The sequence below is a fragment of the Geobacter sp. AOG1 genome (assembly GCF_019972315.1).
Classification (GTDB): Bacteria; Desulfobacterota; Desulfuromonadia; order Geobacterales; family Geobacteraceae; genus Geomobilimonas.
The window spans coordinates 1,680,157-1,700,292 of record NZ_BLIZ01000001.1 but is presented as its reverse complement, the minus strand read 5'-3'; the positions used below and the strand labels follow the sequence as shown (position 1 = coordinate 1,700,292).

19 protein-coding genes are annotated in these 20,136 nt (G+C 59.8%); 10 read left to right on the top strand and 9 right to left on the bottom strand.

The features are described from left to right. Nucleotides 1-16 precede the first annotated feature (16 nt). From LDN04_RS07765 to LDN04_RS07750, 4 genes are all read left to right on the top strand, one after another. The gene (locus tag LDN04_RS07765) at nucleotides 17-967 is read left to right on the top strand and encodes a glycosyltransferase (RefSeq protein WP_223908629.1); all 951 of its coding nucleotides are present in this window, start codon (nucleotides 17-19) and stop codon (nucleotides 965-967) included. 108 nt (nucleotides 968-1,075) lie between these two features. Further along, nucleotides 1,076-1,990: a formyltransferase gene (locus tag LDN04_RS07760; RefSeq protein ID WP_223908628.1), complete on the top strand. Its 915-nt coding sequence runs from the start codon at nucleotides 1,076-1,078 to the stop codon at nucleotides 1,988-1,990. A 25-nt stretch (nucleotides 1,991-2,015) separates the two neighbouring features. Further along, a complete protein-coding gene (locus tag LDN04_RS07755) occupies nucleotides 2,016-2,591 on the top strand; it encodes an undecaprenyl-diphosphatase (RefSeq protein ID WP_223908627.1) in 576 nt (191 codons plus the stop codon). 35 nt (nucleotides 2,592-2,626) lie between these two features. Next, nucleotides 2,627-3,667, top strand: a complete 1,041-nt coding sequence (locus LDN04_RS07750) for a bifunctional UDP-4-keto-pentose/UDP-xylose synthase (RefSeq protein ID WP_223908626.1) — start codon at nucleotides 2,627-2,629, stop codon at nucleotides 3,665-3,667. A 78-nt stretch (nucleotides 3,668-3,745) separates the two neighbouring features. On the opposite strand, the gene LDN04_RS07745 is transcribed toward LDN04_RS07750, so the two are convergent. After that, nucleotides 3,746-5,545, bottom strand: coding sequence for a metallopeptidase TldD-related protein (locus LDN04_RS07745; RefSeq protein WP_223908624.1), 1,800 nt, complete (start codon nucleotides 5,543-5,545; stop codon nucleotides 3,746-3,748). A 395-nt stretch (nucleotides 5,546-5,940) separates the two neighbouring features. Here LDN04_RS07745 and LDN04_RS07740 point away from each other — a divergent pair, with 395 nt between their 5' ends. Further along, the gene (locus tag LDN04_RS07740; RefSeq protein ID WP_223908622.1) at nucleotides 5,941-6,831 is read left to right on the top strand and encodes a 4-deoxy-4-formamido-L-arabinose-phosphoundecaprenol deformylase; all 891 of its coding nucleotides are present in this window, start codon (nucleotides 5,941-5,943) and stop codon (nucleotides 6,829-6,831) included. Between the two features lie 398 nt (nucleotides 6,832-7,229). On the opposite strand, the gene LDN04_RS07735 is transcribed toward LDN04_RS07740, so the two are convergent. The 6 genes from LDN04_RS07735 to LDN04_RS07710 all read right to left on the bottom strand — a co-directional run bounded on the left by LDN04_RS07735 (nucleotide 7,230) and on the right by LDN04_RS07710 (nucleotide 13,116). Beyond that, complete coding sequence (locus tag LDN04_RS07735) at nucleotides 7,230-7,925, bottom strand: response regulator (RefSeq protein ID WP_223908619.1); 696 nt, start codon at nucleotides 7,923-7,925, stop codon at nucleotides 7,230-7,232. A gap of 46 nt (nucleotides 7,926-7,971) precedes the next feature. Then, complete coding sequence (locus LDN04_RS07730) at nucleotides 7,972-9,282, bottom strand: hypothetical protein (RefSeq protein ID WP_223913355.1); 1,311 nt, start codon at nucleotides 9,280-9,282, stop codon at nucleotides 7,972-7,974. Between the two features lie 160 nt (nucleotides 9,283-9,442). Further along, nucleotides 9,443-10,237, bottom strand: a complete 795-nt coding sequence (gene lpxA, locus LDN04_RS07725; protein ID WP_223908616.1) for an acyl-ACP--UDP-N-acetylglucosamine O-acyltransferase — start codon at nucleotides 10,235-10,237, stop codon at nucleotides 9,443-9,445. A 106-nt stretch (nucleotides 10,238-10,343) separates the two neighbouring features. Next, nucleotides 10,344-11,693, bottom strand: coding sequence for a replicative DNA helicase (dnaB, locus tag LDN04_RS07720; protein WP_223908614.1), 1,350 nt, complete (start codon nucleotides 11,691-11,693; stop codon nucleotides 10,344-10,346). Nucleotides 11,694-11,759: 66 nt separating this feature from the next. Then, nucleotides 11,760-12,524, bottom strand: coding sequence for a DNA repair protein RecO (recO, locus tag LDN04_RS07715; RefSeq protein WP_223913354.1), 765 nt, complete (start codon nucleotides 12,522-12,524; stop codon nucleotides 11,760-11,762). Between the two features lie 148 nt (nucleotides 12,525-12,672). Continuing rightward, nucleotides 12,673-13,116, bottom strand: a complete 444-nt coding sequence (locus LDN04_RS07710) for a hypothetical protein (protein ID WP_223908612.1) — start codon at nucleotides 13,114-13,116, stop codon at nucleotides 12,673-12,675. A 337-nt stretch (nucleotides 13,117-13,453) separates the two neighbouring features. On the opposite strand from LDN04_RS07710, the gene LDN04_RS07705 reads away from it, so the two are divergent. The 3 genes from LDN04_RS07705 to larE all read left to right on the top strand — a co-directional run bounded on the left by LDN04_RS07705 (nucleotide 13,454) and on the right by larE (nucleotide 15,852). Then, nucleotides 13,454-13,921: an Rrf2 family transcriptional regulator gene (locus tag LDN04_RS07705; protein ID WP_223908610.1), complete on the top strand. Its 468-nt coding sequence runs from the start codon at nucleotides 13,454-13,456 to the stop codon at nucleotides 13,919-13,921. A gap of 14 nt (nucleotides 13,922-13,935) precedes the next feature. Next, nucleotides 13,936-14,859, top strand: a complete 924-nt coding sequence (gene cysK, locus LDN04_RS07700) for a cysteine synthase A (RefSeq protein WP_223908607.1) — start codon at nucleotides 13,936-13,938, stop codon at nucleotides 14,857-14,859. A gap of 192 nt (nucleotides 14,860-15,051) precedes the next feature. Then, nucleotides 15,052-15,852, top strand: coding sequence for an ATP-dependent sacrificial sulfur transferase LarE (gene larE, locus LDN04_RS07695; protein WP_223908604.1), 801 nt, complete (start codon nucleotides 15,052-15,054; stop codon nucleotides 15,850-15,852). Nucleotides 15,853-16,162: 310 nt separating this feature from the next. Here larE and LDN04_RS07690 read toward each other — a convergent pair whose 3' ends face one another. Next, a complete protein-coding gene (locus LDN04_RS07690) occupies nucleotides 16,163-16,606 on the bottom strand; it encodes an Hsp20/alpha crystallin family protein (RefSeq protein ID WP_223908601.1) in 444 nt (147 codons plus the stop codon). Between the two features lie 135 nt (nucleotides 16,607-16,741). After that, nucleotides 16,742-16,915, bottom strand: a complete 174-nt coding sequence (locus LDN04_RS07685) for a hypothetical protein (RefSeq protein ID WP_223908600.1) — start codon at nucleotides 16,913-16,915, stop codon at nucleotides 16,742-16,744. Nucleotides 16,916-17,155: 240 nt separating this feature from the next. Here LDN04_RS07685 and LDN04_RS07680 point away from each other — a divergent pair, with 240 nt between their 5' ends. Both LDN04_RS07680 and polA read left to right on the top strand, forming a co-directional pair. After that, nucleotides 17,156-17,329: a DUF4177 domain-containing protein gene (locus tag LDN04_RS07680; RefSeq protein ID WP_223908598.1), complete on the top strand. Its 174-nt coding sequence runs from the start codon at nucleotides 17,156-17,158 to the stop codon at nucleotides 17,327-17,329. A 3-nt stretch (nucleotides 17,330-17,332) separates the two neighbouring features. Then, nucleotides 17,333-20,008 carry a DNA polymerase I gene (polA, locus tag LDN04_RS07675; RefSeq protein WP_223908596.1) on the top strand — a complete coding sequence of 892 codons (2,676 nt, stop codon included), beginning with the start codon at nucleotides 17,333-17,335 and terminating at the stop codon, nucleotides 20,006-20,008. Nucleotides 20,009-20,136 lie beyond the last annotated feature (128 nt).

Sequence of the window (20,136 nt, the reverse complement as noted above, 5' to 3'; positions counted from 1 at the left end):
CCCTACAGGACACCCCATGCCCGACAAACCGTACATCTCCATCGTCATCCCCGTCTACAACGAGGAACCGAACCTCCACCCCCTCTTCGACCGGATCTACCCGGTCATGCAGCAGATGGGACGGCCGTTCGAGATCATCTTCACCGACGACGGCAGCCGCGACCGCTCCATCGAGATTCTCAAGGAGCTGGCCGCAACCCACCCGGAAGTGAAGGTCATCGAGTTCAACGGCAACTTCGGCCAGCACATGGCGATCCTCGCCGCCTTCGAGATCAGCGCCGGCGACATCGTCATCACCCTGGACGCCGATCTCCAGAACCCGCCGGAGGAGATCCCCAAGCTGGTGGCGGAGATCGAGAAGGGGCACGACGTGGTGGGGAGTGTGCGCCAGAAGCGGCAGGACACCTTCTTCCGCAAATTCGCCTCCCGCATCGTCAACATCACCACCAACAAGATGACCGGCATGCGCATGAGCGACTATGGTTGCATGCTCCGCGCCTACCATCGCGACATCGTCAACAATATCAACCACTGCCAGGAGACCACGACCTTCATCCCCGCCCTGGCCCAGACCTTCGCCTCCAACCCGGGTGAAGTGCCGGTCGCCCACGCTGAACGGGCGGAAGGGGAGAGCAAGTACTCCCTCTACAAGCTGGTCCGGCTCAACTTCGACCTCATGACCGGCTTTTCCGTGGTCCCCCTCCAGCTCTTCGCCCTGCTCGGCATCTTCACCTCCGTCGCGTCAGTCCTTTTCGCCCTCTTCCTCCTGGTACGCCGCTTCCTCGTGGGAGCTGAAGTCGAGGGGGTCTTCACCCTCTTCGCTATCCTCTTCTTCTTCATCGGTATCGTCATCTTCGGCATCGGCCTGGTGGGGGAATACGTGGGGAGGATCTACCAGGAAGTGAGGAAGCGGCCGCGCTATGTGGTACGGCGGGTGCACGGGCAAGAAAACAAAAAGCAGAATTAACAGGGATGAACAGGATATACAGGATAAAGTCAAAATCCTTTAGAAGGCAATCCGACAAATTTCTTTCATCCTGATCATCCTGAATATCCCTGTTAGAAAAGGTTTTATATGTCTTCTGTTGTCGTCTGCGCCTATCACAATGTCGGCTATCGCTGCCTGACGGAACTCCTCCGGCAGGGGGCGGATGTACGGCTCATCTTCACCCACGAGGACTCCCCCACCGAGGAGATCTGGTTCGAGTCGGTGCGGGAGCTGGCGGACCGGCATGGCATCCCCTACCTCACCACCGACATCAACCTGCCGGAGAACAGGGAGCGGATCAGGGCGATCGACCCTGACTTCCTTCTCTCCTTCTACTACCGGAACATGATCAAGCCGCAGGTCCTGGAACTGGCACGCCGGGGTTCCCTCAACCTCCACGGCTCGTACCTGCCGAAATACCGGGGGCGGGTACCGGTCAACTGGGCCGTCATCAACGGCGAAACGGAAACCGGCGCGACCCTCCACTACATGGTGGAAAAACCCGACGCCGGCGACATCGTGGATCGGGAAAAGGTGACGATTGAATTCACCGACACATCCCTCGACGTTTTCAATAAGGTTACCGCCGCGGCAGTGACGGTCATTGGCCGCTCCTGGCCCAGGCTCGTGGCCGGCACCGCCCCCCGCATCCCCATGGACCTCAAGGCGGGAAACTACTGCGGCGGGCGGAAACCGGCCGATGGCCTTATCGACTGGACCAAGAGCGCCGTACAGATCTACAACCTCGTACGCGGCGTCACCCACCCTTATCCCGGTGCCTTCACTTTCCAAGACGGGAAGAAGGTCATCGTCTGGAGCGCCTGGCCGGTGGCCGGAAACGCCGAGCCGGGAGCCATCGTTTCGTCGGCCCCCCTTCTCGTCGGCACCGGAGACGGCCTCCTGGAAATCCGCTCCCTCCAGGAAGAGGGGAACAGCGAAATTCCCGCTGCCCAGTTCGCCAAAGCGTTTCCTGGAGGAATAGTCAAATTCTGCAGCGAATGAAACACCTCGACAAGAGAAACCAACCATGAATCATGCCCTGTTCACCTTCATAAACGGCTACGCCGGCAAGAACGTCATCGTCGACACGGCTGCCGTGGCCCTAGCCGAATACCTGCCACTCATCTTCATCGCTTTTCTCGGCTATCTGTGGTTCTTCAGGAAAGAATCCCGGGAAGAAGTACTGATGACCTGTGTTGCAGCACTGTTCGCTCTCACCATGAACGTCGCCATCGGCCTTCTCTACTTCCATCCCCGCCCTTTCATGGACCATCCGGTGAACCAGCTCATTGCGCACGCGGCTGAAACATCATTCCCTTCCGACCACGCGACCTTCATGCTGGCACTGTCGCTCATGCTGGCAATCTGCCGGCGGACCAGAACCGCTGGACTTCTGTTCGTTGTTTTGTCCTTCGCGGGAGGTTTTGCACGGGTATTTTGTGGAGTCCATTACCCCCTGGACATAGCCGGGTCATTCCTGGTCGCCCTCCTGGCATCCGGTCTCGTCCGTTCCCTGCACAGCCGCCTGTCGTCGTGCAGTCAGGCAGTGCTGGGTAAATATGATATCATTGCAGCAAAACTGGTTATTGCCAGACGGCAGTAGCTTCAGCTGTTCAGTTACCACCAAAGGAGAATTTCATGAAAGTACTCATTCTGGGCGTCAACGGCTTCATCGGCAACGCCCTCACCCACCGCATCCTCACCACCACCGACTGGGAAGTCTACGGTCTGGACATGGCATGCGACAAACTGGAGCGCTCCCTCGGCGATCCCCGTTTCCACTTCCTGGAAGGGGATATCACCATCAACAAAGAGTGGATCGAGTACCACATCAAGAAGTGCGACGTGGTGCTGCCGCTGGTGGCCATCGCCACGCCGGTCACCTACGTGAAGGACCCGCTCCGGGTCTTCGAACTCGACTTCGAGGAAAACCTGAAAATCATCCGCCAGTGCGTGAAGCACAAGAAGCGGGTCATCTTCCCCTCCACCTCCGAGGTCTACGGCATGAGCCCCGACCGGGAGTTCGACGAGGAGAGCTCGCCGCTCATGCTCGGCCCCATCAACAAAGAGCGGTGGATTTACTCCTGTGCCAAGCAGATGCTCGACCGGGTCATCTACGCCTACGGCAACCACGAAGGGCTGCAGTACACCCTGTTCCGTCCCTTCAACTGGATCGGCCCGAAGCTCGACTCCATCAGCACCGCCAAGGAGGGGAGTTCCCGGGTACTCACCCAGTTCCTCTACAACATTCTGGCGGGGGAACCGATCCAGCTGGTGGACGGCGGCAACCAGCGCCGCTCCTTCACCTTCGTGGAAGACGGCATCGGCGCCCTCATGAAAATCATCGCCAACGAGAACGGCTGCGCGAACGGCGGCATCTTCAACATCGGCAACCCGGGGAACGACCTCTCCGTCAGGGAACTGGCCGAGAAGCTGATCGCCCTGGTAAAGGAGTACCCCGCCTACCGGGAGCGGGCCGAGGCCTGCAAACTCGTGGAGGTGTCGTCCGGAACCTTCTACGGCAAGGGATACCAGGATATGCTGACCCGCGTCCCCTCCGTCGAGAATGCCAGGAAATGCCTCGGTTGGGAGCCGACGACCGGCATCGACGACGCCCTGCGCAAGACGCTGGATTTTTATCTCATCGAAGAGCGGGAGAAGATCGAGCATCTGTTGTAGTTTTTGCGAACCGTCACTAAAAAGGCCACTTCCTTCCGGAAGCGGCCTTTTTAGTGACGGTCATCGAGCATTCAAGATTCAGCGCTTCTCCTGAAAGGGCGAAAACAGCAGGGGTGACCGCTTGGGATTTCCCCCCACCCGCTGCAACTCCACCTGCGCCGTCAGGATGGAGGGGGAAACGACGGAAACGGGGACCCACCCCGACTCCGCGCCGCACGAGGCGTTAAAGACATCGTCGTCGTTGCCGGCGGCGATGACCTTTTCCAGGCTCACCAGCGGGGTGCCGACCAGTTCCACCCCCCGCACCAGCCGCTCCTTGCCGGTCGCCACATCCACCGCATAGACGAGGACCGGCGTCGCCTTGAACGCCTGGAAGTTTCCCCCCAATCCCGACGCACTCGGTCCCTTCGTGTCCGTTTCACCGTTCCTGATGTGCCGGATGATCAGCCCGTACGGTTTCCCCTGCTTCTTCGCCTCCTCGATCAGCATCTTCTTGAGCGTGTCGAGGCTGTGCCGGTTCTCCGACTCTACCATCAGGGTCGCCATCCTCCCCACCGGGTGGCCGTAGAGGAGATTGGCCTGGGGGTTCTGGCTGCGGGCGTGACCGTTGGACCCGGCGAACCCCTTGATGGGGGTCCGGGAGAGAAGATAGTTCGCCAGCTTTCCCCGGTTAACCAGGGTGACCTTCTGTGCCGCAACCCCCTCGCTGTCGTACCGGTAATGCCCCGACAGGCTTTTCCCCTTGAAGCACGGGAGCGTCGGGTCGTCCACGATGGATATCTGCTCCGAAATGATCCGGTCGCCGACCTTGTCGCGGAACGTCTGCCCCGACTCCGTCATCCTCTGCCGTTCCCCCTCCAGCCGGTGCCCCAGCGCCTCGTGGAAAAAGACCCCGGCCACGTCCGGCCCCAGGATTGCCGGTCCGCTGTAGGGATTGAACTCCTCGGCATTTCGCAGTTCGGCCAGTTCCCGGGCCAGCGCTTCGGCCTCGGCCAGGAGCTTCTTCCCGTCGGGCAACTCCTTCGGGTCCTGCACCTGGAAATGCCGAAAATTCGCCACCTTAATCCCGTCCGGCGTCCTGGTCCAGGCGGAGATATCGATGGTGTAGAGGAGCTCCGACGTCCGGAGGACCGTCCCCTCCGTGTTCATGTAGTAATTCACGTCCCGGGCGGCCTGAATATCCATGGTCGGTTCCATGATCCCCTCCTGCCGCGCCAGGTAGCCGGTCACCTTCCGGACCGCATCCTTCCAGACCTCGTCATCCACCGAGACGCCGACTTCCATGATGGGTTCCACGAAAACCACGCTCTTTTCCCGGGAGAAATCGTCCAGCGGCTCCTTTTTAACCCCCGTGGACTGGAGCATCTTTTTCTTCTGGTATTCACCCACGGCCCGTTTATACGCCGTATCCCCCAGGACCCAGAGGGCCGACCGGAGCGCGGCCCCTTCCCCTTCCAGCGGCACCTCGGCGAGCTGCCAGTCGTTCTCTTCCATGAAATCCGCATAGTCGGTGGCGTTGAAGCGCAGCGCCAGGGGGAGGTTCATGTTATCGAACTCGTAGGAGCCGACCCGCACCTGGACACCGGCGGCTCGTCGTGGATGCAGGTCCGGGTGGGTGTGAGTGATCCCACCGTACTTGCCGGAGAGGTTGGCGCTGACCGATTCCTGGACCCAGTACTCGATGAAATAAGGAGCAGGCTGGTCAGGCAGCCGCAGGCTCTCCTTCGCCCGCTGCAATTCCGTCCGCATCGCCGCCAGGAGAGGGTCGGTCTGTAGGTCGGGCAGCGTCTTTTCTGCTTTTACGACTGACGGAGTGAAAGAAAGGATGGCCAGCAGGATAAACGTAACAGCGGCGCTTCTGAACAGTAGATTCAACACGTGCGTCCTCCGGGGGAATGGGGTGGTGGTGTCCATATATTCGTTGACGGTGCTGGATCACCGGGCCGCGAAGTTTTTGCGGCAGCCGGTTTAACCTCTCGTTGGAGACTATTGCAGTTAACATCTTATAGCCTCTTCAGAAGTCGGTGGCTAATTCATGTAAGTCCAATGATATCTTAAAATAGCCCCTACCCGTCTTATAGCACAGCTTTTTATTAATGAACATTATTTTGACATGTCTCATCAACGACGCCGCGGTCAATCCATCCCCGATGGATACCACATCCACCCCTCAGCCGAAAAACTCTTGTATTTCCGTCCATGTAAAGGTAGAGTGAGCCGGCAGCCGGAACCGAGCGGCGACTCTATCCTCCCGTCTTTCCCGAAACGAACACATGAACCAGCCAGTTATTGCACTGAAAGTAGACATCGACACCTTCGTCGGCACCCGCGACGGCGTACCGAACCTGCTTGCCATCCTGGCACGGTTCGGCATCAGGGGTACCTTCTACTTCTCCATGGGTCCGGACAACTCGGGAAAAGCGATCCGCCGCATCTTCCGCCCCGGCTTCCTGAAAAAGCAACTCCGCAGCGGGGCACCCTCCGCGTTCGGCCTGCGGACCCTCCTTTCCGGCACCCTCCTTCCCCCCCCCATCATCGCCGCGAAGCTCCCCGAAGTCCTTAAAATGACCGAGAAGGCCGGGCACGTGGTCGGTATCCACTGCTGGGACCACGTGAAGTGGCACGACTACCTCCCCTGGTTCCCCAAGCCGGTGACCGCCATGGAACTGGGCAAGGCAAGCGCTCTCTACCAGGAGGTTCTCGGCCACCGTGCCCTGACCACGGCCGCGCCGGGATGGACGGTTTCCGCAGATTCGCTGGAGGTGCAGGACGCCATGCACCTCTCCTACTGCAGCGACTGCCGCGGCAGCCACCCTTTCTACCCGGTCATGGACGGGAGAACCTTTCGCACCCTGCAGATCCCTACCACCTGGCCCACCATGGACGAACTGCTCGGTGAGAACGGCATCACCCCCGAAACCATCAACGACCACTACCTCACGCTTCTCAAGCCAGGACTCAACGTCCACACCATCCACACCGAATTCGAGGGAATGGCAATGTCGCAAGTCTTTACCGACCTCCTCACCCGACTCACCCAACGGGGAGTCCGCTTCGTCACCCTCGCCGAGGTGGCCGAAGAGGCAGGCCCAACTGCCCCAGTCGCCCCCCTCGCCATGTCCGAGATTCCCGGTCGCGCCATGCCGGTCGCCATTCAGGGATAACGCGCCGTATAAAAAGATTAACGACAATTGAGCGCAGATTAACGCTGGTAACAGCGGATTAGCGCCGATGAAACTCAAACCCATCAACACTGAAGCAGCGTACATTCGTCTCTACACATACTTTCCGGGAAAAGTGGAAGCGTGCTGGCGGGGTCTCGGGAGTGGAGAGAGAGACCGAGCGGCAGCGAACGCCCGCCGAAAGTTTCCTCGGAGGCATCCACGGGAAACTGCGGCGTCGCCCGTTATGAAATGAAGATGGTCAAGGTTCGCAGCAGAGGGCTCGACTGTAACGGACGGGACTCCGCCAGCACGTCAATTCGCTATTGATTAAGAAGGCTCGCAAAAAAAGGGGGACCGCATGGTCCCCCTTTCCCGTTATCACTTATCCCCCGACTCCTTCAGCCTGCCCCCATGAAGGCACGCACGGCGACGGTCGACTCCTCAGTCATGGCAATGAACTCAACCCCGAATCCTTCGGGGAGGCTCCCCTTCAGCCGCGTAGCCCCACCGTTCACCCAGGCGACCCGTCCCTTGGTCTGGACAACCGACCCCTTCCCGTCCGGGAGGGCGAAGACCAGGTCCATGGTCGTCCCGAGTTCCACCGCACAGGTGGCCGCCACGTAGATGCCATGTTCGCTCATGTTCACAACGTCGCCGGAGAGGGTGATGCCGAAGACCCGGAATTTGACCTTGGCGACACAGGGGACACGCCGGTCGCGCCGGTCGATGCTCGGGATGAAGTGGCGCGCCTTGTCCAGGAAGACGTTGCGGTCAATCGGCTTGGTCAGGTAATCGTCGCATCCCGATTTGATGCAGAGGACCCGGTCATCCTCCTTCCCGTCGGCGGTCAGCATGATGACCGGGATGTTCCGGAGAGACGGGTCGGCCTTGAGACGGGCGCAACATTCGTCGCCGGTCATGTTCGGCATATGCAGATCCATGAAGACAAGGGCGGGCACTTCCCGCCGGGCGATCTCCAGCGCTTTCGCCCCGTCGCTCGCGGTCAGGACGTGCACGGAAGAGAGTTTGAGGAACCCCTTCATCAGCTCCAGGAACATGTTGACATCATCGACCAGCAGCACCTTCTGGGGCATAAGCGCTCGTCACCTTCAGTGGATTGGGTAATGATCGACTACGTCGTCAGCCCTTCAGCAACCGGCGTGCGATCACGTCATGGTTCAGCCAGAAAACCGGTGCTGCGGGCGACCACGCCGTATCGAACATGAGCCGACCGACGCCGCTGAACACCGCCCGGGAAAGGACCCCGCAGACGATTTCCTTCGGGTTCGCGTTCATCCCCATGAGCGCCTCCGAGCAGCCGAGCATCAGCTCCGCAAGTTCAGGAGTGTTGTGGAGCGGCCATCCGGCATAGTCGCCGAAAGGGGCCAAAACCGGTGAAGCCAAGTAACTGTTGGCCTTCTCCAGGATGTCCCCGATGCCGGTATCCGGTTTCAGCAGCGACTGGCATTCTTCCCGTACCTGCTGTGCCAGCTTGCCGTCACCCTCCTTCTCAAGGGCGGCCAGGAGTGGATAGAGGGATATTTCCACGCCGAGGAAGAGGGCGCTGGAGTTGGTCAGGATTTCCGGGCAGTTGAATACCGTCGCATGCACCCCTTCCCCCCAGGCGGCCGTAGCCACATCCTCCAGGCGTATCTTGGCCCATCCCTGCAAATAGGGAGTGTAGGTCTGCCAGGTGTAGTTGCCGTTGACGAGCACTTCGCAGCCGTGGTAGCCGTAGGCAACGTAGCTCACCCTGCCGCCGGCGCTAATGTTGCGTGACCGGATGGCAGCCGTGGCGTCAATGAGGTAACGGAACGTGTCGGCCGTCACCTCGTCGAAGGAGAGCTGGCAGAGCCGTCCCAGTTCAGAATTCCAGAATGTCTCCGAACTGATGAAGCGCTCCCCCTGCCCCTTGAACACCTTGTTCAGGAGCGGCATGAATATGCGTGCCCGGGGAATGCCGCCTGCCATGGAGTGGACGAACAGCACGTTCGCCCCGGAGGGGATGAGTCGTTCCAGTTCCGTCGCCACGCAGGTCATATTGGCGGTGAAGCGCCGGATACCCGCCTGGCGGGATGCCTCGATCCCCTCCCAGTTCAGGCGAACCGCCTCCCACTCGTCGGTCTTTATCCCCTTGAGCTGATCCAGGGGAGTGCTGCCGCTGCCGTCCGGCTCCATGTCGAAACCGGCCTCCAGCGGGACATTGATGATCTTACCCCCCAGGTTCGCCTCAGCTTCTGCCAGTTCGGCGTCGTTCAGGGGGCGAAGTGTGCCGTCGGCGTCACGGCGCCCGACGGTTGTACCGATGATGGTCATGCCGGCCCGGCGCGCCTCGTCGATAATGCCATTGGCATAGCCGCGGCCGAACAGCTCTCCGCAGAGGACGAACACGTCCCCCGCCTTGTAGCCGGCGCTCGCCGGCAGTTCCCGTAAGGGGTTGTAAGTTGTCATGGTCATATCCTTGCTCATTGGAATAGAGTGTTACGTAGTTAAAACCTTGACGCAGAGGCGCAGAGACGCGGGGAACCCCAAAAAACTCTTTTCAGATTATGCCTTCTCTGCGCCTCTGCGTCTCTGCGTCAATAAAGATTTTGCCTGTTCTGCCCCGGCCTTAATCGAAATCTCCCACGGCTTGCCCTTTCCCAAAACACACCCCCCGCTTGGAGGACTTGATGAAGTCGAGCAGGTGCCGCACGTCGTCGGTCACTTCCAGCTCCGCTTCCACTTTGGCCACGGCGTTCGGCATGTTGAGACCGCTCCGGAACAGGACGGCGAAGGCGTTCTTGATGGCCCGGACCCGTTTCTGGTCGAAACCATTGCGCCGCAGACCCACCAGGTTGAGGGTCTTTACGGTGTGGGTCTCGTCCATGATGCAGTAGGGAGGAACGTCGCGGGAGGTGCGGGAGAGGCCGCGCATCATGGCAAACCCGCCGATGCGGCAGAACTGGTGGACCACGCAGTTGCCGGAGATGATGGCCCGGTCCGCCACCTCCACGTGTCCGGCAAGGAGCGAGCCCCCGGCAACGATGATATTGTTTCCCAGGATGCAGTTGTGGGCCACATGGGACTGGATCATGAGGAAGTTCTCGTTGCCGACCACCGTTTTCGTCCCGGCGCGGTTTCCCCGGTGGATGGTGGCATACTCCCGGATGATGTTACCGTTCCCCAGCTCCAGGTAGCTTTCCTCGCCGTGGTAGCCGAAATCCTGGGGATCGTGGCCGACGATGGCACCGTAGTGGATGGTATTGTTGCAGCCGACCGTGGTCCAGGGGCCGATGACCGCGTTGGCCATGACCCGGGTGCCGCCCCCCACCGACGAGTGGTCGCCGACGATGACGTTGGGGCCGATCTCCGCATCCGGAGCGATGGTCGCAGTCGGGCTGATGCGTGCCGAAGGATCTATCATGGTATACCTCTCTAATTCGTGAAAAGTGAAAAGTGAACGGTAAAAAGTTCATAGTATTGATTCAAACTTTTCACTTTTTTCTTTTCACCTTTTACTTTTCACCGTATTAATATTCGTCCCGCCGGCTCAGGTTCTCGAAGCGGGTGTATTCCCCCCGGAACGCTAGATCGACTATCCCGATCGGTCCGTTACGCTGCTTGCCGATGATGATCTCCGCCTTCCCCTTCAACTCCTCGTTCTCCTTCTCGTAGACTTCGCCACGATAGACGAACATGATCACGTCGGCATCCTGCTCGATGGCACCCGATTCGCGGAGGTCGCTCATCATCGGCCGTTTGTCGGTGCGGCTTTCCAATCCGCGGTTCAACTGGGAAAGGGCCACCACCGGCACATCAAGCTCCTTGGCAAGCGCCTTGAGGGAGCGGGAGATCTCGGAAATCTCCTGTTGGCGGGATTCGGGGTTGGATCCACCCCGCATCAGCTGGAGGTAGTCGACCACGATCAAGGCAATGCCGTGCTCCGCCTTGAGGCGACGGCACTTGGCCCGCATCTCCAGTACGGAAATGGCCGGGGTATCGTCGATGAAAATCTTCGCTTCGTGTAGGTTTCCTGCCCCCCGGGCAAGCCGGTCCCAGTCGGAATCGATGAGGTGTCCGGTGCGGAGCCGGCTGGCATCGATGCGGGCCTCGGAACAGAGGAGGCGGGTCACCAGCTGTTCCTTGCTCATCTCCAGGGAAAAGACGGCGACCGGCTGCTGCTGGTCGGCATGGATCGCCGCATACTGGGCTATATTGAGGGCGAAGGCGGTCTTTCCCATGGAGGGGCGGCCAGCAATGATGATAAGGTCACCGCGCTGGAAACCGGCGGTTTTTTCGTCCAGATCCGTAAAGCCGGTCGGGACGCCGGTGATGTGCTCTTTCTTCTCGTAGAGCTTCTCGATATTCTTGATGGTATCTTTGAGAACGGCGCCAACCTGCACGAAGGCGGGGCGGAGTTTGTTCTCGGATATCTCGAAGATCACCTTCTGGGCTCCGTCCAGGAGCTTCTCCACCTCCACCTGCTCGTCGTACCCCTGGGTGACGATCTCGGTGGCAGCAGATATCAGCTTGCGCACCACCGCCTTTTCCTTGATGATTTTGCTGTAGTAGGCGATGTTTGCAGCGGTCGGCACATAATCGACGAGGGTGGCCAGGTACGCCCCGCCGCCGACCTCTTCCAGGTCCCCCTTCTTCTTCAGGATATCGGACATGGTAATGAGGTCGCACGGCTCCCCTCGCTCGCTGAGCTCAATCATTGCCCGCAGGATCTTGCGGTGCGACTCCCGGTAGAGATCATCCACTTCCAGTATCTCAATTACCCGATTGATCGCATCGTTGTCGATGAGGATGCCGCCAAGGAGCGACATTTCCGCTTCGATACTCTGGGGGGGAAGTTTTCTCAGGTCTACTGCTGCCATCGCCTCAATCCGTGACTTTTCTGGTGGAGAATCGAACGCGTACTATAACCCGGCTCACCGCGCCGGTCAATCATTTTGGATGGAACCGCCCGGCGCCTGTTCTTTGAGTTCGCAGAGAAAAACGAGAGAATTGAGGGGTCGGCTCAGGTGAATGGCAATGCTCGCATCGAGGAGTTTCCCGGCTTCCGCCAGCGCCGAAGGCGGGAAATCGACGGCACCGAAGCGGCCGGTTGAGAGGCAACGGTGGAGAAGGGTGACGGTGGCAGCCGTAACCGGCATGGATCCGGTACCACAGTTCCGGCACAGAATCCCACCGGCAGTGGCACTGAAGCCCAGTCTTTCCAGGCCGGCCAGCCCGGCGCCGCAGCCTGCGCAATGTTCCAGTGCCGGCCGGTAACCGAGAATGTTCAGCAGGTTTATCTCGAAAAAACGACGGGCCGATTCGGCATAGGGAGAGTGATCCAGAAATTCGAGGAAGGCGGCGAGAAGCCGGAACAAGCGGGGATTGGCACCCCCCTCCGGCAGCAGGCGGTCTACCAGTTCGCAGGCATAGCCCGCGCAGCCGATGCGGCCCAGGTCCGTGCGGATTCCGGGAAAGACAGTGAGAATGTCCGCCCCCTGTATCCGCACCAGTCCCTCCTTCAGACTGACCTGGAGGTGGAGGCGGGCAAATGGTTCCAGCGCCCCGCCAAATCGTTGACGGCTTCGTTTCGCTCCTCGAGCGACCCCCCGCAGCTTGCCATGCTCATGACAAAAAAAGGTCACGAGACGGTCCGCTTCCCCGTAGTCCGTGGCCCCGAGGATAATCGATTCACACTCCGTCGTCCGCATGGGGGCAAAGGTACCACCGGAGCAGGTGGCAGTCAATCACTTGCCCGACGGCACCTTCCCCTTTTCAAACAGTAAAGGGCGTCCAGTCCCGCGACGCCCTCACTTTTCACTTTTCACTTTTCACTTTTCACTTTTCACTTTTCACTTTTCACCTGAGCCCGAGCCTGCTCAGCAACAGGCCGAGATACCTATTGAGCGGATGGCTCCGCGGCAAGTTCCTGAAAAGGGGAGGCTTCCTCTCACCCAGTGCTTCAAGCTCGTAGACGACCGATGAGTCAGCCCCATGATGGAGCGCCAACCTGAACATGATCAGGGCTTCGTGGCGCTGTTCGGCCAACAGATAGATCTGGCCGAGATTGAGATAGTAGACCGGGTTTTCAGGATCTTGGGATGTAGCATCGCGGCCGAAGGCGATGGCCTGGGGGAAACCGCCGGTGGACTTGGCCAGTGCGAGCCCAAGGTAGGAGCTGGTGCGGGGCGACTGTTCCAGTTCGTATGCCCGTCCGAAGCAGGTGCGGGCCAGGTAGTAATGACCGTTTTCCAGCGCTTCCAGTCCTTTTGCATAAAGTTCCGTTGCTTCCTCGGCAGGCATGACTCTCCTCGCTAACCGGTTGAATCAATTTATTAATCAGTAATATTCAATAACCGCGCCAGCCGGAAAGGAAAAACCGCAGCAGCAGACAGAATGGACGTTTAACCGTTAAGCCCGAGGATTTTGCCGGGGGAAAGCAATTACCCATCCCGCCAAATAGCTGAAAACCCCGAAAAATTTGCTCGATTTAGTTTCACGGAAAAGAATGTCACCCGGAAAGGGTGTGGCAGAATACAGCAGTACCGTTGTGGTGAATGGGCGCGCAACATGTGCCATTTTCTTGATAATGGTGATAAAGTATAGTAGATTGAATGGCAAATCGTACACGAGGTACCCCATGCGACTTTCGACCAAAAGCAGGTACGGGCTGCGCGCCCTCTTTGACATCGCCTACAATTCAGGCAATCTGCCGACCCAGATCCAGGACATCTCCCGCCGCCAGGAGATATCCCCCCGCTACCTGGAACAGATATTCCAGAGTCTCAAGAAGAACGGCATCCTGAAGAGCAAACGAGGACCCCGGGGGGGATACTACCTGTCACGCAGTCCGGAACTGATCACCGTCAGGGAGATCATCGAGGCAACGGAAGGCGATGTGATGCTGGTGGAATGTGTCGCTAGCAAGAGGAAGAAGAAAGAGAATTGCACCTTCAGCGGCCACTGTGTCACCCAGACCGTATGGAACGAGGCGGGCGTCCTGCTCAATGACTACCTGGGGAAACTGACCCTGACAGACCTTTGCGAACGGGGGCAGGCCTTGGGTGTAAAGAAGGAACAGGATCACCGATTCGTCTACTACATATGACGAAAGGAACGTACATGCCTCTATTTACCAGCACCGCCACCCTGGAGCAGATCGGCAATACCCCGCTGCTACGCCTGGCACACCTTGAAGAGCCCGGGTCTGCGGCTATTTACGCCAAGGCGGAATTTTTCAACCCCGGCGGCAGCGTCAAGGACCGCATTTGCCTCGCCATGATCGAGGCGGCGGAAAAAGCAGGCCATCTCAAGCCCGGCGCCACGGTGGTCGAACCGACCAGCGGCAACACCGGTATCGGCCTCTCCATGATCTGCGCAATCAAGGGATACAAGCTGGTCCTCACCATGCCCGATACCATGACCGTCGAGCGGCGGCGGCTGCTAGCCGCCTACGGTGCCGAACTGGTCCTCACCCCCGGCACCCAGGGGATGCGTGGCGCCGTGCAGAAGGCGGAAGAGCTGGTGACGGCCCACGGCCACCTGATGATGCAGCAGTTCAAGAATCCTGCCAACCCCGATGTGCACCGGCGGACTACCGGCCCGGAGATCACCTGCGCCCTCGACGGCCAGACCATCGACGGATTCGTCGCCGGAGTCGGAACCGGCGGTACCATCACCGGTGTGGGAGAGGTACTGAAGCAGCATAACCCCGCGATCATCATCGCCGCCGTCGAACCGGCCGCCTCCCCTGTCCTCTCCGGCGGTGAACCAGGTTCCCACAAGATTCAGGGGATCGGGGCCGGCTTCGTTCCCGACGTGCTGAACCGGAAGGTCTACAATGAAGTCATCAAGGTAGGCAACGATGACGCCTACGCCGCCACCAGCCGGCTCGCCCGCGAGGAAGGGCTTCTGGTGGGAATTTCATCCGGCGCCAACGTCTTCGCCGCACTCCAGCTGGCCAGACGGCTTGGACCGGGGAAGAACGTGGTGACGATTCTCTGTGATACGGGGGAGAGATACCTCTCCACCGGAGTGTTTGACTAATAGGGAACGGTCCTTTTTCGCAATATCTGCGTAAGCCTTCGGGCTCACTTGTGCGGCGTAGCGCTGTTTATGCCCGATTATGGGTACTACGCCTCCGCGCAAACCCTCGACAGCCTTGATCTTGCGAAAAATTACTCGTCCCCGAAAAGACACATGAAAAGCCCGGAAGGGCTTTTCGTTTTCGGAGTGATAATGGACGAATTGCACGAAAAATTTGAACGGCTGAAGGGGATTCTCACGAAGATGGGTTCGGTGCTGGTCGCCTTTTCCGGCGGGGTGGATTCCACCTTTCTCCTCAAGGTCGCCCACGACCTCCTGGGGGAGCGGGCCGGTGCCATCACCGCCACCTCCCCCACCTACCCGGAGTCGGAATTCCGGGCGGCCACGGACCTGGCCCGACAGATCGGCGCACGGCAGATCGTGGTGGAATCCAACGAACTGGAGATACCCGGTTTCGCCGGCAATCCCAAGGACCGCTGTTACCACTGCAAGAAAGAGCTTTTCCAGCTCTGCGCGGCCCGGGCCGGGGAACTCGGTTTTGCCGTCATCGTGGACGGGAGCAACACCGACGACCTTGGGGACTACCGGCCGGGTCGCCGGGCACTGGGGGAGCTCAACATCCGAAGTCCCCTGCTGGAGGCGGGGCTCTCGAAGGCCGATATCCGCCAGCTCTCCCGGGAACTGGGGCTCACCACCTGGGACAAGCAGCCCTACGCCTGCCTCGCCAGCCGCTTCCCCTACGGGGTGGAAATCACGCCGGAACGGCTCCGGATGGTGGAAGCCTGCGAGGAATTCCTCAAGGAAAAAGGATTTCGGACCTACCGGGTCAGATTCCACGGGGAAACCGCCCGGATCGAACTGGGGGAGGAAGAGATCGACCGACTGCTCGACCCGGTCCTGCGCCGGGAGGTAGTGGTGGCCGTCAAGGGGGCCGGCTTTACCTATGTGGCGATGGATTTGCAAGGATACCGGACCGGCAGCATGAACGAATAGTGTTAGCGTTGAAAAACGCCCATCTGCGGCGTTGGCTCGTCGGCGGCTCCTCGACGTACCGACGTACGCCTCCGTCGCCTTCTCCTTGCCGCCTTGCATCTGGACATTTTTGAACGCTAACAAAGAAGGGGGCGGATCAAATCCGTCCCCTTTGTTTATTGGTATCAGTTAGAAACGTGAATTTTTGATTCGGCCTGCGGCCTCACCCTCCGGGCAGCCTACGCTGTCCAATTCTGTTTGAATTGTCGCAAGGTCGAGGCGCACAAGGAGTCCCGAAGGGCAACGCAGAGATTGCGGAAAAGCCGCGTTTCTACTTCACTTCGACCTTGATCTGCTTCGGCTTCGTCTCCTCCCTCTTCGGCAGCGTCACGGTCAGTATCCCTTTCTCGCAAGTGGCCTGAACGTTCCCCTGGTCGATGGTGTGGGGGAGGGAAAAACTGCGCTGGAACGAGCCATAGTACCGCTCCACCCGGTGGTAGTTCTCCTTCTGGACGGTCTGGTCATGCTTCCGCTCACCCCGCAGGGTGAGGGTGTTATCCTCGATCCGCACCTCGATGTCATTCTGATCGATCCCCGGCACTTCGGCCTTGATGACCACCGACGTCTCATCCTCGTAGATGTCCACTGCCGGCTGCCAGAGTCCCTCTCGCAGTTCCTCGCCGCTCTCCCGGCTCCAGGTCATATCGAGGAGACGGTTCATCTGGTCCTGCATGGTCCTCAGGTCACGAAACGGATTGTACTTGACGATTGCCATGATGTGGTACCTCCTGCATGCTTAGTTTCACCATCGCTACCAAAATAAGCAGCCTTGGCAAAAAATCAAGGGGGGAGAAAACCAGTTTCTCCCCCCCCCTTTATCTCTCCGTCCCCAGGACGGGTGGCGGTACGCCTAAACCCGTTTCCCCTTGGGGATGCTATGTTTCAGTTTTTTCGAGCCGTCATACAGGGCCGATTTCGTCACCGCCCGTTTTTCCTTCATATCCTTCTTCTCGTAGTCGGTTTCCAGCACCAGTTCCATCTCGTTTGCCAGGCGTTCGATCACTTCAGCATCTTTTTTCGTCATACGGACACCCCTTTGGTTAAGGTTGAGACATGGCAAGTTCAGGCCGATTGCAGGTTCTTTTCCGGGCCTCCTTTCTTTTGCAGCAAGTCTAGCAGATTCCCCCTCCCTTGCAACCGTTAACCTATTAAAATGGTTCAATTTTTATGCAAGGCCTCCAGACGGTGCACCACCCGTTATTCCCCTTGAAGAGCGGCCGGAGATGGGCTAATATGCCGGGTAAATCCAGCCAAGGGGTGTACCGTGCTGAAATACAAGGTCGTGGAAATCAATTCCGTCACTGAGGATACCATCGAGACTGCCCTCAACGAGCTTACCCGCGAGGGGTGGCGCTTCGACGGCCTCCACTTCGCCATGCGCGAATCGAGCAAACGCCCCTCCATGGCCTTCGTCATCTTCACCCGGGAAGAGGAATAAGACATGGCCGAGCAACCCACCCTCTACCTCATCGACGGCTCCTCCTACATCTACCGTGCCTACTACGCCATCCGCCACCTCTCGTCCCCCTCGGGCTTTCCCACCAACGCCCTCTACGGCTTCACCCAGATGCTGCTGAAGGTGCTCAAAGACCGGAAGCCGGAGCATGTAGCGGTTGTGTTCGACGTGGGACGGGTCACCTTCCGGACCGAGATCTACCCGGAGTACAAGGCCAACCGGTCAGCCATGCCCGACGATCTGGTCCCTCAGATCGCCCCCATCAAGGAGATGGTCCGCGCCTTCAACATCCCGGCGCTGGAACTTGCCGGCTTCGAGGCGGATGACATCATCGGCACCATTGCCCGGCACTGCGAGCGGGAAGGGCTCGCCACCGTGGTGGTGACCGGGGACAAGGACCTTATGCAGATCGTCAGCGACAAGGTTACCCTTCTGGATACCATGAAGGAGAAAGCGTCGGGGATCAGGGACGTGGAGGAGCGCTTCGGCGTCGGGCCGGACCGGGTGATCGACATCCTGGGGCTGGCGGGGGACACGTCGGACAACATACCCGGCGTCCCCGGCATCGGCGAGAAGACTGCCATCAAGCTGATCCAGGAGTTCGGAACCCTGGACGAGCTGCTGGCAAGGGCAGGCGAGGTGAAGGGGAAGATGGGGGAGAAGCTGCGGGTGTTTGCCGAGCAGGCCCGGCTGTCGCGCCGGCTCGCCACCATCGACTGCCAAGTTCCCATCCACTACCGCCTGGACGACTTCGCCCTTTCCCCTCCCGACAACAAGCGGTTGGCCGAGCTGTTCAAGGAGTACGGCTTCACCACCCTCATGAAGGAGCTGACGAGCACCGCCACCCTTTCCAGCGAGCAGTACCGGGCCATTCTCGACACGTCTGCATTCGACCGGCTCATGGCGGAGTTGAAGGCAGCCCCCGCCTTCGCCGTCGATCTGGAGACCACGAGCCTCAACCCCCTGGAAGCGGAGATCGTCGGCATCTCCGTCAGCTGCCGGGAACATGAGGCGGCCTACATCCCGGTAGGGCACTGCTACCCCGGCGCGCCGGACCAGCTGGACCGGCAGGAGGTGTTGGCAGAACTGGCATCACTTCTCACCGACCCGGCCCGTCCCAAGATCGGCCAGAACCTGAAGTACGATTACCAGGTGTTCCGGGTGAACGGCGTAGAAATGGAGGGAATCTGGTACGATACCATGCTCGCCTCCTACCTCCTCAATCCGGCCCGCTCCAGCCACGGCCTGGACTCCCTCTCGGTGGAACACCTGGACCACAAGATGATCTCCTATACGGAGGTTACGGGAAAGGGGAAGGAGCAGGTCAACTTCGCCCAGGTGCCGGTGGAGAAGGCAACCACGTACTCCTGCGAGGACTCGGATGCCACCTTCCTCCTCCATCGGCTCTTCCTTCCCCGGCTGAAGGAAGCTGGACTGGAGGGGCTCTTCTTCGAGCTGGAGATGCCGCTGGTGATGATCCTGGCGGAGATGGAACTGGCGGGAGTGAAGCTTGACCTGCCGCTCCTCGCCCGGCTTTCCGCCGGTTTCGGGACGCAGATGGGGGAACTGGAGGGGCGCATCCATGCCCTGGCGCCGGGCCCCTTCAACATCAACTCCCCCAAACAGCTGGGGGAAGTGCTGTTCGAGCAGCTGAAGCTCCCCACCGGGAAAAAAACCAAGACCAAGACCGGCTGGTCCACCAACGTGGAGGAACTGGAGCGGCTGGCGGAGGAGCACGAGATCGCCCGGCTGATCCTCACCTGGCGCAGCCTCTCCAAGCTGAAATCCACCTATACCGACGCCCTCCCCAAGCTGGTGGACCCCACCACCGGCCGGGTCCATACCTCCTACAACCAGGCAGTCACCAACACCGGCCGGCTCTCCTCCTCCGACCCGAACCTGCAGAACATCCCGGTCCGGAGCGAGGAGGGTCGCCAGATTCGCCACGCCTTCATTGCCGAGAAAGGGCACCTCCTCCTCTCCGCCGACTATTCCCAGATCGAACTCCGGGTCCTGGCCCACCTGTCGGAGGACCGGGTCTTCTGCGACGCCTTCGCCCGGGACGAGGACATCCACACCCGCACCGCCAGCGAGGTATTCGACCTCTTCCCCGAAATGGTCACGCCGGAGATGCGCCGCCAGGCCAAGACCATCAACTTCGGCGTCATCTACGGCCAGGGGGCGTTCAGCCTCGCCAAACAGCTCGGCGTGGCGCGCAAGGTGGCCGACGAGTTCATCGCCCATTACAAGGAACGGCACGCGGGGGCCATGGCCTATTTGGACAGCTGCGTGCGGCAGGCTGAGGGGAAGGGATACGTCACCACCATCCTCGGCCGGCGTCTCCCCATCCCCGACATCGCCAGTTCCAACGGCAACATCCGTTCCTTCGCCCAACGGAACGCCATCAACTACCCGATCCAGGGGTCGGCGGCCGATATCATCAAACAGGCGATGGTGAAGGTGTTCAACCGTATGCGGCGGGAAGGGCTTGCGAGCCGGCTCATCATGCAGGTCCACGACGAACTGGTGTTCGAGGTGCCGGAAGCTGAAAAGATGGTGATGGAGCAACTGGTGCGCCACGAGATGGAGCACGCCGTCCCGCTAAGGGTCCCCCTCAAGGTGGACATCAACTACGGTAGGAACTGGAGCGAAGCCCACTGATTTTACAGGACACACCGCCATCCGCGAGGGGTGAGTGTCCCGTGAAGCGAATGTGCCCGAGTACCAGCCGCTGTAGGCGAAATAAAGCAGAACCGGCCAATCGGCCGGCGCGAAATAAGCCATACAGC